At 38.2% G+C, this 14650-nt stretch carries 12 protein-coding genes; 3 read left to right on the forward strand and 9 right to left on the reverse strand.

Translation table 11 applies throughout. The annotated features are described in order from the left end of the window. The first annotated feature begins 123 nt into the window (after positions 1-123). Together NXS10_RS03470 and NXS10_RS03475 are read left to right on the forward strand one after the other, a co-directional pair. On the forward strand, positions 124-582 hold the full coding sequence (locus NXS10_RS03470; RefSeq protein ID WP_259137711.1) for a DUF6556 family protein: 459 nt from the start codon (positions 124-126) through the stop codon (positions 580-582). 57 nt (positions 583-639) lie between these two features. Beyond that, positions 640-1881, forward strand: coding sequence for a bifunctional folylpolyglutamate synthase/dihydrofolate synthase (locus NXS10_RS03475; protein ID WP_259137713.1), 1242 nt, complete (start codon positions 640-642; stop codon positions 1879-1881). 19 nt (positions 1882-1900) lie between these two features. Here the strand turns inward: NXS10_RS03475 and gorA are convergent, their stop codons facing one another. The 8 genes from gorA to NXS10_RS03515 all read right to left on the reverse strand — a co-directional run bounded on the left by gorA (position 1901) and on the right by NXS10_RS03515 (position 9810). Next, a complete protein-coding gene (gene gorA / locus NXS10_RS03480) occupies positions 1901-3253 on the reverse strand; it encodes a glutathione-disulfide reductase (protein ID WP_259137715.1) in 1353 nt (450 codons plus the stop codon). Between the two features lie 118 nt (positions 3254-3371). After that, on the reverse strand, positions 3372-3707 hold the full coding sequence (locus tag NXS10_RS03485) for a YlbF/YmcA family competence regulator (protein WP_259137717.1): 336 nt from the start codon (positions 3705-3707) through the stop codon (positions 3372-3374). A gap of 17 nt (positions 3708-3724) precedes the next feature. Further along, a complete protein-coding gene (locus tag NXS10_RS03490; RefSeq protein ID WP_259137721.1) occupies positions 3725-4831 on the reverse strand; it encodes a prephenate dehydrogenase in 1107 nt (368 codons plus the stop codon). A 25-nt stretch (positions 4832-4856) separates the two neighbouring features. Next, positions 4857-6023 carry a chorismate synthase gene (aroC, locus tag NXS10_RS03495; protein ID WP_259137723.1) on the reverse strand — a complete coding sequence of 389 codons (1167 nt, stop codon included), beginning with the start codon at positions 6021-6023 and terminating at the stop codon, positions 4857-4859. 1 nt (position 6024) lies between these two features. Next, entirely contained in the window at positions 6025-7092 is a 1068-nt protein-coding gene (gene aroB, locus NXS10_RS03500; RefSeq protein ID WP_259137725.1) for a 3-dehydroquinate synthase, read from the reverse strand. A gap of 24 nt (positions 7093-7116) precedes the next feature. Further along, positions 7117-7986, reverse strand: a complete 870-nt coding sequence (locus NXS10_RS03505; RefSeq protein WP_259137728.1) for a shikimate dehydrogenase — start codon at positions 7984-7986, stop codon at positions 7117-7119. Then, a complete protein-coding gene (gene aroD, locus NXS10_RS03510; RefSeq protein WP_259137730.1) occupies positions 7976-8653 on the reverse strand; it encodes a type I 3-dehydroquinate dehydratase in 678 nt (225 codons plus the stop codon). The genes NXS10_RS03505 and aroD overlap by 11 nt, the downstream gene beginning before the upstream one ends. Continuing rightward, positions 8650-9810: a class I SAM-dependent rRNA methyltransferase gene (locus NXS10_RS03515; protein ID WP_259137732.1), complete on the reverse strand. Its 1161-nt coding sequence runs from the start codon at positions 9808-9810 to the stop codon at positions 8650-8652. The genes aroD and NXS10_RS03515 overlap by 4 nt, the downstream gene beginning before the upstream one ends. Before the next feature lie 136 nt (positions 9811-9946). Here NXS10_RS03515 and NXS10_RS03520 point away from each other — a divergent pair, with 136 nt between their 5' ends. Next, entirely contained in the window at positions 9947-12118 is a 2172-nt protein-coding gene (locus NXS10_RS03520; protein WP_259137734.1) for an LTA synthase family protein, read from the forward strand. Positions 12119-12169: 51 nt separating this feature from the next. Here NXS10_RS03520 and NXS10_RS03525 read toward each other — a convergent pair whose 3' ends face one another. Further along, positions 12170-14605 carry an LTA synthase family protein gene (locus NXS10_RS03525; protein ID WP_259137736.1) on the reverse strand — a complete coding sequence of 812 codons (2436 nt, stop codon included), beginning with the start codon at positions 14603-14605 and terminating at the stop codon, positions 12170-12172. Between the last annotated feature and the right edge of the window lie 45 nt (positions 14606-14650).

Consider the following 14650-nt stretch of genomic DNA (forward strand, 5'->3'; position numbering starts at 1 on the left):
TTTGATCGCTTTTTTTATCGAAAAATCATATAATGAAAATAGACTTTCTCTTATCATTGAAAGTTAAGGATTATTTTCAAAATTATCTTGACTGGCCTCTCAGTCTTAAAGGAGTATCTTCTCATGTCAGAACATTATTCAAGACAAAATAAAAACACAAAAAGAACTACTCAATCTCTCAAAAAACCAGCAAAACATATCAAGACCGGATTTTCAGCACTTCAAAAAACTGTAGCACTTATCGGTAGTATTTTGAGTATTATTGTTGCAGGTATTACGATTAACAATGCTATAAACAACTCAAAAGCAAAATCTTCTAGTGGTACGTCAACCACTAAGACTGTCATTATCAAAGAAAAAGATGCTAACAGCAATACAAACACATCTTCTAGCAGTGCTACAACCAATAATCACGTCACAGATGACGAAGACAAACAAACCTACACCTCAGATAATACAACGGCATCTAGTGATGCAACTGTCAGTTCGTCTGCATCTCAAGCAAGTAGTAACGATGCGACTGTACCAAGTACAACAACTTCTGATGTAGATGACAGCACCGCAGGTACAGCGAACTCTTAAACTTAAACCATTTGAATCATCAAATGGTTTTTCAGCATTTTTTGATTATTAAAACTTATGATAACAGATACACTTAACTGGATTCATTCCTATAAAGCAAATGGACGACGTCCTGATAAAAAGCGCCTACTCACTCTACTATCTTTTATGGGCAATCCTCAAAAACAAATGCCCCTCATTCATGTTGTTGGAACAAATGGTAAGGGCTCAACCACCGCTTACTTACAGGCACTCTTTACCACTAGTGGATATCGGTGTGGTACTTTCACCTCACCTTATATCACTCACTTCAACGAGCGCATAGCAATTGATGGTTTACCTATTGCTGATAATGATCTTGAAAAACTGTGTAAAGAGATAAAACCACATTTAAAAAATATAGAAAGATGCTACGATCGAGTAACGGAGTTTGAGCTGATTACTGCTTTGATGTTTGCTTATTTTGCTAAAGAAAAGGTTGATCTTGCTATCGTTGAAGCAGGGATTGGCGGATTACATGACGCCACTAACTGTTTTATCGCACAAGCTGTTGTTTGTCCATCCATTAGCTTTGAGCATACAGAAATATTAGGGACTAGCTTAGCTCAAATCGCAAAACAAAAAGTTGGTGTCTTAGATGATTATGTACCTTTGATTTTTGGTAATCTCCCAAAAGAAGCTAGAGATGTTTTCTATGATAAAGCTAAAGAATTGCACTCATCTACTTTTGAGCTAGGACAAGACTTTCAGTTAATACGACATCAATACTCTTTTGACTTTCTTTATCACGACTTATCCTTAAACCATATCACACTCTCTATGGCAGGTCAGCATCAGCAAAACAATGCTGGATTGGCTATCATGACGTCACTTATCTTAAAAAAACATTTCCCAAAACTCAACCTTTATCTCTATCCTAAAGCTCTAAGTCAAGTACAGGTTAAGGGACGAACAGAATGGCTGCTTGATAATTTGGTTATTGATGGAGCACATAATGAAGGTGGTATCAAAAGCTTGCGTGACTGGCTGGCTAGCCAATATCCAAATCGCTCTGTTGCTATTCTCTTTGCAGGGCTTCGCAGAAAACCTCTCGCAAAGCTACTTAACCTTCTTTCAGATTACAGTGTATCAGTCACTAGCTTTTCTTTTTACGAAGCTGAATCACTAGAGAATTATCCAAAATATTATCCTAGAGTAACTAACTTTAAAGAGTGGTTTCAAAAAGCGCAATATAACCCTAATACACTTTACGTCATGACAGGCTCACTTTATTTTATCTCTGAAATAAGAGAGTATTTTTTTAAATCAAAAAAGAGCTAGACTTATCCAGCTCTTTTCTTTAACGCATAGTGACAAATTCTTCTGCCCCAGTTGGATGAATAGCGATGGTATTGTCAAAATCTTTCTTTGTAGCACCCATTTTAATAGCGACTGCAAAACCTTGAATCATCTCATCAACACCATAACCAATGGCATGAAGTCCTATAACTTTTTCATCTTTTCCAAATGTCACTAATTTCATCTTCACCAACTGACGATTATCAGTCACAGCGGTATACATAGAGGCAAAGCTTGAGGTATAAATATTGATATTATCCTTGCCATACATTTCTACCGCTTTTTCTTCTGATAAGCCGACCGTCCCAATCGCAGGATGCGTAAAAATCACAGAAGGAACATTGGTGTAATCTAACTTTTCATTAGTTTTATGGTTAAAAAGTCGCTCTGAGAGTTTACGACCTGCAGCAATGGCAACCGGAGTCAAAGCAATCTTACCATTAACATCTCCAATAGCATAAACACCAGAAACAGAAGTATTTTCATAGTCATCTGTTTTGATATAACCATCTTTTGTCAGCTTGATATCAGTATTTTCAAGTCCAATATTTTGTGTATTTGCCCCACGACCAATCGCCCAAATCACACGCTCTACTTCGATGGTCTCGCCATTTTCTGCTTCAAACAAGAGAGTGCCACGCTCCGTTTGCCTCAAAGATTTAGGGATACATGTTGGATACAGGGTAATGCCAGAACTCTCCATTTCAGACATAATCTGTTTGGACAACATACTATCAAAGTCACGTAATATACGCTCTCTACGGTAGGCAAGAACTGTTTTGACACCCAGTTCATTTAAAACACCAGCTAGCTCCGCTGCAATATAACCAGCTCCGACAATAAGAACAGAGTGCGGCAAACTCTCCCAATTAAAGAAATCATCAGATATCTCACCTAGATCACTTCCTGAAATATTGGGATAGAGTGGATGCCCTCCTGTAGCGATGGTGATGTGTGGAGCAGTGTAGAGTTCACCACTAACACTCACCGTATGATTATCCACAAAAGTCGCAAAACCATCAAGCCTCTCAACACCATTACGTTTGAAATTGTTTGCATAAGACTGTCTAGCCCGTGTGACATAACTATCTCTACTTTCTTTTAGTTTACTAAAAGAAAACAGACTGCTCTTTATATCATAACCATAATCACTAGCGTATTTGTGAAACGACTCAGATATTTGAGTTGCATACCACATGATTTTTTTAGGTACACATCCCACATTAACACATGTTCCCCCAATCTGCCCACCTTCAATCAAGAGTACCTTAGCACCATACATAGCTGCACGATTAGCGGTTCCACTCCCAGCACTACCACCACCGATAACGATATAATCATATTGTTTTACCATAATTTTCCTCATTCTTTTTGCTTTCGTTCTAATTTAACACAAAAATAGATAGTGCACAATTTTTTGCTATGACAGTTATATTTACAAAAAGCAACATCTTAAAAGGTGTTACTTTTGCTTATTGTAACTCTTGCAAAGGGGCAAAAATGATTTTTTCAATATCTGCAACATAAACGGATAATCGCTGTTGCGCATTGAGATAGGCTTTTAGTTGTGCATTATTATCAAAACTCTCAAGAAGTGCTTTATAGTTTTCTTGTTCTTTTTGAGTCGGTGTTTGGCCAGACTGCACTACCGTTTGAAGATGGGACTGTACTTTCGTAAATTCCTCCCACAAGTTCTTTGCATCACTATTATCAGCAATAGCTAATTTAGCTTCTAAGACAGCCTTATATTCTGGTAGTTGACGTAACTCACGCTCTAGCTGATTAGCAACATCATAAATATTAGACATAGAAACCTCCTAAAATATTATTGAATCATTACCTTATAGTGTGTGTGTCTTTCAATGACCTTTTGAGCATGGGCTTGATCTTTAGCATTTTTAAAAGAAATCTGCAAGATTCCATGAATATCATCACGATTCTTCTCATTGATACGAAGATTAACCAAAGATGTCCCACGTAACAATTCCAAAATCGTAAGAATGACATCCTCCTCATCAGGAATGTTGATAAAAATATCGTAGAAACTGTCCAAACCTCCACGTTTGTGAATTTCCATTTCTTGACGAATGGTCTTAGCATGACTAAAATACTGCCAAATACCATCAACATCTTGATTTTTTATCTTATCTGCGACACTATCTAAACGCTGCTTAAAATCCTCAATACGGTCTAAGACAGACTCTTTATTAGTCAAAAGAATGCTAGCCCACATGCCAGCCTCACTCTCTGCAATACGCGTCATATCTCTAAATCCACCTGCTGCAAAATGATTGGTCATCTCATGCTCTTTAGCATATTCACCTGCCTGCTCCATGAGACTGGCCGCAATAACGTGTGGAAAATGAGAGATTTGACTAGTAACACGATCATGCTCTGCTGCATCAATCGTAATAAAACGTGCACGTAATCCTGATAAATCCCCTTTGAGTTCCTCAATAGTTTCCTCTGTCGTAAGCGAGGTAGGAGTAAGGATATAGTAAGCATTTTCAAAAAGATTGACATCTGCAGCGATAGCGCCTGACTTATGGCTACCTGCCATAGGATGAGAGCCAACAAAACGAATGGGCTGATGTCTGAAATTGTGTTCCGCTGCTTTGACAATCTCAAATTTAGTTGAACCAGCATCTGTAATAAGAACATTCTTCTTGAGAGAAAGACGTGACAACTCCTCTATAAAAGCGATAGTTTGCTTGATGGGAACAGCTAAGATGATAACATCTGCTAAAGGTGCAAAACTCGTGAAATCATCTGTCACCTCATCTGCAATTCCACGCTCAAGGGCAATTTGACGTGACTTTTCCGAACGATTGTAACCTAAGATAGTATAGTCAGGATGATCACGCTTTATTCCAAGTGCTACAGAGCTTCCAATAAGTCCCAAGCCTGCCACATAAATGACTTTATGATCCATACTACCTCCTTGTTTTTCATTTAAATTAAAAATTTTTTAGATAAGTGCGGTAATCACTTACAGCTACTTTCAAATCCTCCATATTGTCTGACGAAAACTTCTCTAAAATCTCTGTGACAAGAACAGTTGCAACAACAGACTCCATAACAACTCCTGCTGCTGGTAGTGCTGTTGGATCTGAGCGCTCAACCGTTGCTTTATAAGGTTCATGCGTCTCAATATCAACAGACATCAACGGTTTATACAATGTTGGTATTGGCTTCATAACACCACGAATAATAAGTGGTTGTCCATTTGTCATTCCACCTTCAAAACCGCCAAGATTATTGGTACGACGTGTATAGCCTTCCTTTTTATCCCACAAAATTTCATCCATGACTTGGCTTCCTTTAAGATAGCCAGCCTCAAAGCCAACGCCAAACTCAACACCCTTAAAAGCATTGATAGAGACAACTGCTTGAGCAAGTTTGCCGTCTAACTTTTTATCCCATTGCACATAAGATCCTAGACCAGCTGGGACACCACCAACTACTGTTTCAATAACACCACCGATAGTATCGCCATCTCTTTTTATTTGGTCAATATAGTCTTTAATTTCTTGTTCACGATCTTGATTGACAATAGAAATCTCTGATTGGCTAGCACGATTTTTAATCTCTGCTACACTTAGATTGTCTGGAACATCAATCTCCTTACCTCCAAAAACGACTACATGATTCGCAATTTCAATATCTAATTCTGCTAAAATACGCTTAGCAACTGCACCAACGGCAACTCGCATAGTGGTTTCTCGAGCAGAAGAACGCTCTAGAGAATTGCGCAAATCCTCAAAACGATACTTCATTCCTCCAACTAAATCTGCATGTCCTGGACGTGGATGGGTGATTTTACGTTTACTTTTAAGGTTATCTTTTACATCTTCAACTGCCATGATATCTAGCCATTTTTGATGATCACGATTGATGACATGAAGGGTAATAGGAGCTCCTGTTGTCTTACCATGACGAACACCAGAGGTGATTTCAACCTGATCAGACTCTATTTTCATACGTCCTCCACGTCCATAACCTCCTTGACGACGCTTTAAGTCACTGTTAATATCAGAAGCACTCAAGGAAAGTCCAGACGGAATTCCTTCAATGATAGCACTCAAGCGTGGACCATGTGACTCACCTGCCGTTAAATATCTCATGTTATCTCTCCAAATATTCTTTCATCTCTTCTAGTGGAATCTGATGGATTGCTGCACGTCCTAACTCAGGTACGATAACTGTTTTTATGGTTTTACCTCGTGCTTTTTTATCATGTGTCAAAGCTGTATAGAGAATCTCAATATCCCAAGGATCATAGCTTATCGGTAGTCCAAACTTTTCACACATCGTACAAATAGATTTTGTCATCCCCTGTGGCATCAAGCCTTTTTTCTCCGCTACACGTGCCATCTGAACCATGCCAATTGCTACAGCCTCACCGTGCATAACCTGACCATAACCTGCTGTTGCTTCAATAGCATGCCCGATGGTGTGCCCAAAGTTAAGATATAGACGAACACCGTTATCAAGCTCATCCTCTACAACGACTTTACGTTTAACATTACAAGAGCGGTAAATAATACTCTCTGCATGCTCAAGGATACTATCGATAGAACCATCCATACGTTTCAATTCATCCCATAATTCAGTATCATTAATCAAACCATACTTAATGACTTCGCCCATTCCTTCAATCAACTCACGTTTTCCAAGAGTTTGAAGTGTGTCAGGATCAATCAATACACCGTCTGGTTGTGTAAAAGTCCCTACCATATTTTTAGCATATGGTGTATTAACTCCAGTCTTACCACCAATAGATGAGTCCACTTGTGCAGTCAAACTAGTTGGAACTTGAAGGAAGTGAATACCACGCATATAAGTAGAAGCTACAAAGCCTGCAAGATCACCAACTACGCCACCACCAAGCGCCACAATACCATCACTTCTAGTCATACCTGTCTTTGTAAGAAATTCATAGGCTTTATTAACTGTCGTTAAATTTTTACGAGCCTCACCCTCTAAAAAATCAAAAACAGCTACCTCAAATCCTGAATCTTCTAGACTCAACTTAACTTTTTCAGCATAGAGACGTCCGACATGGTTGTCTGTAATAATGACTATTTTTTGTGGTTTCCAAAGACTCTTAACCCATTGTCCCACTCTTAACAGACTGCCATGCTCAATAACAATATCATACGGACTCTGTGGTAAATCAACATGTAAGAGCATCTTATTCCTCCTAGTTCTAAAGGATTAGTGTACATCGTAAGTTTCGGTCAGTGCTTTCCAGATATCTTTAGTCGGCATTGTAACATCTGTCCAAGCTTCATAAGCTTCTGCTGCTTGAAAAAGAAGCATACCTAAACCATTAAGGGCAGTTAGTCCTTTTTTTCTAGCATAAGCTAAAAAGGGTGTTTCAAACGGCTGATAGATGACGTCAGCAACCAAAAGATTAGCTGGGAAAGTCATGTCAGATTTGACAATCATAGATTTACCATCCATACCAACACTAGTGGCATTGACCAAAAGTTGCGATTGAGCTGTTTTTTCTTCAATCATATCAAGGTCTTCAATTGGTAAAACCTCAAGCAATACGCCAGTTTTTTCTGCAATCATTTGAGCATAGGATTGCGTTTTTTCTAAGAAAGATGTTTGATTAAAAATGGTTACTTTTTTAGCAGCATTAAGAGCAGCCTGTGCAATAATCGCTGTAGCCGCACCGCCTCCACCTAAAATAGTCATCGTTTTGTCTCTTACATCAAAGTCTGCAAAAGTCGATAAACTTCTAAAAAAGCCAATACCATCTGTATTATGACCGATCAACCGACCATCACGATTGATGACTGTATTGACCGCACCAATCAACCGAGCGGACTCTGTTAGCTCGTCCATATAAGGCAGAACCGTTTGTTTATAAGGCATAGAAACGTTCACTCCAAACATGTCGTAGCGCTTGATATTATCTAGGCTAGCTACAACATCTTCTTCAGGAACATCCCAAGCAACGTAAACACCGTTGATACCAGTCTTGTCAAAAGCATAATTATGAATAAAAGGTGAAATCGAATGTTTTATCGGTCTTGCTACAACCGCTGCTAGACGAGTATGACCATCAATCTTCATTTAATACCTCCTGAATAACTTTCATATTATTAAGAGAAATTTGCCCAGGCGCACTGGGTTGGTCAAGGCTTGCAAAAGTCCAACTAGAGCCTGCTAAATCAGCCGCTAAACGAGAAATACGCCCCAATTTTCCCATAGACATAGTCGCAAACTCCTGTTCTGGGTTAATACTCTTAAAACCACGTGTATAATTCATCAAATCAAGCACTTCCTGCTCTGTCTTTGGCATAATGGCAATCTTTACCATACGAGGAGTAAGTGAGGTCAACTCTGAAAAAATTTCCATGATATTCTCTGGCATTTTCTCAAAGTTATGATAAGAAAGCACAAGATTTGAAAAATCAAGCATCTGTTGGAAAACTTCCTTATGAGAGTAATATTCAAAATCAATATAATCAGGATGATAAATAGTATCAATCTCACGAATCAATTCTATATATTCCTCACTTGTGAGTGTGAGATGCCCTCCTTCTTTGCTAGTTCTTATGGTAAAAATAATTTCATGACCAGCAAACTTTTCAAAAATAGCTGGGGCAACTGCCACAATCTCATCTTTTGATAACATATCTGCACGCCACTCTATAATATCAACACCTTGAAAGCGAGATACATCAATGGTCTGAGCTTCTTCCAAACTACGGGGCATTATAGGTACTACTATTTTCATTGCTCAACCTCCACTGTAAAGACTTTTAAATACTGGCTTTTTCTGTCTGCTTTATTGCTAACAAAATCAGCAGGCAAAGTCTTAAAATCTAAATAAGTATGTCTGATATCTCCAAAACCTTTTTCCAATTGCTTTTTAAATTGTACTTGACTGACATTTGCTGCGTTTGTAGAGGCAATCAATAACCCCTTTGGTGCTAACACCCCTAAAGCTTGGAAAACCAATTTGTGATAATCTTTAGCGACAGAAAACGTTTGCTTTTTATTGTGCGCAAAGCTTGGCGGATCAAGGATAATCACATCAAAACACAGTCCTTTTCTTTGGGCGTATTTAAAGTAATCAAAAGCATCCATCACCACAAACCGATGATTTTCTAAAGTAAGACCATTTGCTAAAAAATGCGCTTTCGATAAGTCACGAGAACGTCTAGCAAGATCAACAGATGTTGTCTCATACGCACCACCCATGGCTGCCGCCACAGAAAAAGCGGCCGTATAAGAAAACATATTAAGCAGACGTTTTCCCATCGCAAGACCATCAATCAAGTTAGCTCGAACCTCGTGCTGATCAAGAAAGATACCCGTCATAAGTCCTTCGTTGAGAAAAACACTATAAGCTACACCATTTTCTAAAATCGTGAAAGTCTCAGGTGCTTCCTGTCCATAAAGATGAGCGCTCTCGTAGTCAAGTCCTCTAAAGCGAATTTTTTCATAAGCCCCAACAAGATCGGGAAAAACCAATTGAAAAGCTTTGATAATAACCTGTCTGTTTTCATAAACAAAGACATTGTACCAAGAAAACAAAGCATAATCTCCATAGCGATCAATTGTCAAGCCACCAAAGTTATCACCATCTTGATTAAAAAGACGATAAGCAGTTGTTTGAGTATCGTTTTCATAAGAATGTCGCTTCTTTCGAGCTGCTTCAAACAACTCTACAAAATAGGCTACATCAAGTTTTATCGCTTTTGGCGATAAAAACCACCCCATGCCTTTATGCTGTTCAGATAAATAAGCTGTTCCCAAAAAAGCAGACGATGAATAAAGAAAGACCAACTGATTGGCTAACGAATGATTAGCTATATCGTGTTTATCAAGAAGCTGGACGCCGTTTGCAATCTTTTTTTGCACACTAGCATCGACAAATAGTTTACTCATGCTTTCTATTATAACAAAAATTCCACTATTTTCCCACCTAATTTACAATTTCAAATGATAACTTTCTCAAAAATATGTTATAATCATGTTTGAGATTTTAACTTTAGGAAATTGATAGCATAAGGATGTTCCTATTTTGAAAAAAATAAAAGAAACACTTTTCGGAGTTTTAAGTACACGTCTAGGATTTGTTTTGACACTAGTCCTATGTTATTGGCTAAAGACGATGTGGGCTTATCACACTGATTTTAGTTTAGGACTTGAAAATATTTACCAAGTTCTCTTATCCATTTTCAATCCTATTCCACTAACTCTACTCTTTGTAGGGTTGTCTCTTTATGTAAAGAAAACAAAGATTTTCTACACCGCAACATGGATTATATACACCTTGCTCAATCTTCTGCTAATTGCTAATGCCATCTATTACAGGGAATTTTCAGATTTCTTGACAGTTAACGCTATGTTAGCAAGCTCTAAAACATCGACGGGACTGGGAGATTCTGCACTCAATCTGATGCGCATCACCGATATTATCTATATCTTAGACTATATCATTTTAATCGCTCTGTTTGCTACTAAGAAAATCCAAACAGATCAGCGCCCTTTCAATAAACGTGCGAGCTTTGCTGTTACGGCACTCTCTGGTATGCTCTTTTCGGTTAATCTCTTTTTAGCAGAAATTGATCGCCCTGAGCTTTTAACGAGAAGTTTCTCAAACGTCTACTTGGTTCGTGCCTTAGGTCTTCCGATGTTTACTGCTTACAGTGGTAATCAGACCTACCAAGCACAAAAAGAGCGGAGCCAATCAACTGCTAAAGAGCTCAAACAAGCCAAAGCTTACGTTGCAAAGCATTACGCAGCACCTAATCCTAAATATTATGGCATTGCTAAAGGACGTAATGTTATTGTTATTCATCTAGAAAGTTTCCAACAATTTTTGATTGATTACAAGCTCAAGGTTGATGATAAAGAATATGAGGTAACTCCTTTTATCAACTCACTCTATCACTCAAACGAAACGATTGCTTTTTCTAATTTCTTCCACCAAGTTAAGGCAGGAAAAACCTCTGACGCTGAGACATTGATGGAAAATTCCCTCTTTGGGCTAAGCAGTGGCTCTTTTATGGTCAATTATGGTGGGGAAAACACCCAATTTGCCACGCCAAATATCTTAGCACAAAACGGTGGCTATACAAGCGCTGTTTTTCATGGAAATGTAGGAACTTTTTGGAATCGTAACAATGCTTATAAGCAATGGGGATATAACTATTTCTTTGACTCTAGCTATCTTTCAAAACTAACCAAGAAAAACTCTTTTCAATATGGTCTTAATGACAAATACATGTTTAAAGACTCTATCAAGTACCTAGAACATATGCAACAGCCGTTTTATGCTAAGTTCATTACGGTTAGTAACCACTTCCCATATACCAGTCTTGATGGTGATGCTAAGGAAAAAGGCTTCCCACTTGCTAAGACAAACGATGAAACCATCAATGGTTACTTTTCAACAGCCAACTATCTAGATTCTGCGCTACACGCTTTCTTTGACTATCTGAAAGCATCTGGACTCTATGAAAAGTCTATCATCATCATGTATGGCGATCACTATGGTATCTCAAATTCACGTAATACCAGCTTAGCACCACTTCTTGGAAAAAATTCTGAAACATGGACAGACTATGACAATGCAATGTTGCAGCGTGTACCGTATATGATTCATATTCCTGGCTATACAGAAGGTGGGATTAATGAAACTTACGGAGGCGAAGTGGATGCTCTGCCAACTCTTCTACATCTCTTAGGAATTGACACCAAAAGCTATACGATGGTTGGACAGGACTTGCTCTCACCACAAAATAGTCAAATTGTAGCTCTTCGTACCTCCGGTTATTTTATCACACCAGAATACACTAGCTATGGAGGACAACTCTACTACACCAAAAATGGGACTGAAATTACCAATCCTGATAATACCACAGCTGAAAAAGTTAAAGCTATCCGTGAAGCTACGACTGAACAACTGAAAATCAGCGATGAAATTCAAACAGGTGACCTGCTTCGCTTTGATACAGATAATGGGCTAAAGACTGTTGACACTAGCAAATTGAACTACACTAAGGCAATGAGCAAAATGGGAACTATCGAAAAGAAACTCGGTAATAAATCAACGAGCTTATACAGCCAAAATGGGAATAAGTCCACACAAAGCCTCTTCAATGCTCCAAGCTATCTGCAGTTGAGTGAAACTGTTATAAGTTCTAGCTCAACCAGTGAATCCACAAGCTCTAGCACTGAATCTGAGTAGTACCAAAAAAGAGTAACTAGCCTATCTAGACTAGTTACTCTTTTACTTAACTCACTTTGAACTTGTAAAAAAATCTTCATACTTGCTTACATAGTTTTTTCCTGTTGTTATATCATACTGAATCAACTTCAAATCTTCTTGTGTTTCCTTATCACGCTCATTTTGACGATCTGGCAGTGCTTTGGTCAAAAGAGCATAGTAAGGAGACACTTTTGAATTTGTTTCCTCAAGAAGAAGAGCTGGAAAATCGTTAGAGCGAATTTTAGGATAGTTGAGTTTTGGTGCCTCATAATTAGACCAAATAAAATAGTCTGTCAGGTACTGGCTTTCAGGATTAGCCACAAAGAAATTTTCAGGATAAATTCCTGGCAAGTGGTCTCCATAAAAGACTACAGTAACCTTCTTAGGATAGTTTTTTAACTTATCTAAAAATGCTTGGGTTGCCTTATCTGTTTCCACAATCAAATTGGTATAGTTGTGCAGTTGATGATTGCGACTCTCGTTAAAACCCTGACCAGAGATACTAATCGTATCACCTACATTAGCTAAGTAAGGACTGTGATTTTGCATGGTCATAACGGAGAAAAACTGATTTTGATTGCTATCTAACTTATCAAGAATATTTTGATATGTGGCTGCATCACTATATTGCAAACCAAAAATGTCAGTATCTGTCGGTTTATCCTTTGTCCCAGATAAAGCTACAAAAGTACCAAAGTTCAACCTTGAATAAACTAGTTTACGATTGTAATTAGCAGCGCTAGCAAGATGAATGGCAATCCGATTTTTAGCATTGTACTGTTGACTGAGTGTTGGCACATAAGACATATCAGGAAATACATCAGAATATAGTACAGAAACACCAGACTTAAAGTTAGTCATTGGAAGTCCTGTCAAGGACTGAAATTCCATATTGGCTGTTCCACCACCATAGCCATCTGATAGCATAAGACCACCCGTTGATTCGTTTTCAACCTGCGTGATATACTCCAGAGGATTCGCACTTGCACTAATCCCTGTAAGTCTTGTTGGATTGGCTAAGCTCTCACTCAAGATATAGATAACCGTCTGATCAGATAGTTTTTGTTGACGAGTTTTGTTCAAATCTGTTGCTATCTTTTTATACTTATCATAGATTTCTTTAATCTTAGTGCGATTATAATCTTTTGGGGTCGCCATTTTCTTTGTGGTGAGACTATTAACCCAAACATAACTTAACGATTGATAATTAGCTTTGGCATTGATACCACGCCAAGAAATGTCATAAAGATTATAGAGAGAAGATAGAACAGGCACACCTTTTGGAAAACTTCCTTCATCATGACTGCTGATATAGCGAATGCTAGTTATTGATACCAACAACATAATCATCACTACACTCAAACGTTCCCTCCATTTGCCCACGATAGCACCTGGGAGCACACGTCCTCTAGCCAAGAAAAGAAGTCCTATGATGACGCCTCCTCCGACTACGATAGCAACGATGATTTCAGTGGATACATACGCTTTAAAAAAAGAAATTTCTCGAATCCAAATCAAATCAGATGGTAAAAAAGGCTCCTGACGTAAAGCATATTTAGCTTGATTGACCACCGCGATAATGATTGCAAGTAAACTTACAAGCACTAAGGACGTGAGATAACGATTAATGATGAGAAAAATAACAAAGAACGAAAGCGTTAAAATAATAATCTGAAAAATCGTCGCTCCAGGAGCGGTATAGTAATCGTAATTTTTCCCCTTATCTGTGATACCTGCTTGAATGAAATAATTAGCGACTGTTGCGACCAATAGACAACTTGATAGTGCTAAGGACAAGCTAGGACGATTGGATTTGAGATGATGAAAAGCTTTTAAACAAAGATAATTGATACAAAAAAAGAGAACAAAGAAGGTCGATACATACTGAATAACTGACCAAATCTGTTGGCTCTCAGATACTCTCTTTCCTATAGGTAAAAGGTGATTGGATTGTAAACGGTCTAAAAAAACTTTTCCTGTCACATAAACTGATGATAACATACCTGAGAGAACAACTCTACGATTTACCCGTGATACTTCAAGACTAAAACGCTCTCTATCCCATCCAAGAGTGATGAAATACTGAAATCCATAAGCAACTACCATCATCACCATCGCTTCTAACAAGAAATTCATCTGCCAAAAGGACTTAAAACTTTCCCAGTGAAAATCCTTATTATTGAGCGAGAGGGTCATGGTCATCCAGTAGGAAGCTATCAGATAAAACACGTAACCACAGACAAAGCGCACCACAAAACGCCAAGTGACTAACCGACTAATCAAGAAGCCAATGATAATCACAATAGGCACTTGAAAGAAAAAGGGAAACACACGGCTCGTCTCGTTTTGTGCGACTGCTAGATTATTCCAAACAAGAGAGACACTCAACTCTAAAAAGAGTAGGAAAATAAGTACCTGATACCAAAAATTGCGTGAGATGACTAAGCTTTTTAAGAAGTCTATCATCTGTCTAAACAAACGCCTAAACCACTTGATGAAAGCTTCTTTAGA

The sequence above is a fragment of the Streptococcus sciuri genome (assembly GCF_024814375.1).
In the GTDB taxonomy this organism is placed as follows: domain Bacteria; phylum Bacillota; class Bacilli; order Lactobacillales; family Streptococcaceae; genus Streptococcus; species Streptococcus sciuri.

Coding starts and splice junctions, on each gene's coding strand:
- NXS10_RS03470 (WP_259137711.1), top strand. CDS start 124: ATGTCAGAACATTATTCAAGACAAAATAAAAACACAAAAAGAACTACT.
- NXS10_RS03475 (WP_259137713.1), top strand. CDS start 640: ATGATAACAGATACACTTAACTGGATTCATTCCTATAAAGCAAATGGA.
- gorA (WP_259137715.1), bottom strand. CDS start 3,253: ATGGTAAAACAATATGATTATATCGTTATCGGTGGTGGTAGTGCTGGG.
- NXS10_RS03485 (WP_259137717.1), bottom strand. CDS start 3,707: ATGTCTAATATTTATGATGTTGCTAATCAGCTAGAGCGTGAGTTACGT.
- NXS10_RS03490 (WP_259137721.1), bottom strand. CDS start 4,831: ATGGATCATAAAGTCATTTATGTGGCAGGCTTGGGACTTATTGGAAGC.
- aroC (WP_259137723.1), bottom strand. CDS start 6,023: ATGAGATATTTAACGGCAGGTGAGTCACATGGTCCACGCTTGAGTGCT.
- aroB (WP_259137725.1), bottom strand. CDS start 7,092: ATGCTCTTACATGTTGATTTACCACAGAGTCCGTATGATATTGTTATT.
- NXS10_RS03505 (WP_259137728.1), bottom strand. CDS start 7,986: ATGAAGATTGATGGTCATACTCGTCTAGCAGCGGTTGTAGCAAGACCG.
- aroD (WP_259137730.1), bottom strand. CDS start 8,653: ATGAAAATAGTAGTACCTATAATGCCCCGTAGTTTGGAAGAAGCTCAG.
- NXS10_RS03515 (WP_259137732.1), bottom strand. CDS start 9,810: ATGAGTAAACTATTTGTCGATGCTAGTGTGCAAAAAAAGATTGCAAAC.
- NXS10_RS03525 (WP_259137736.1), bottom strand. CDS start 14,605: ATGATAGACTTCTTAAAAAGCTTAGTCATCTCACGCAATTTTTGGTAT.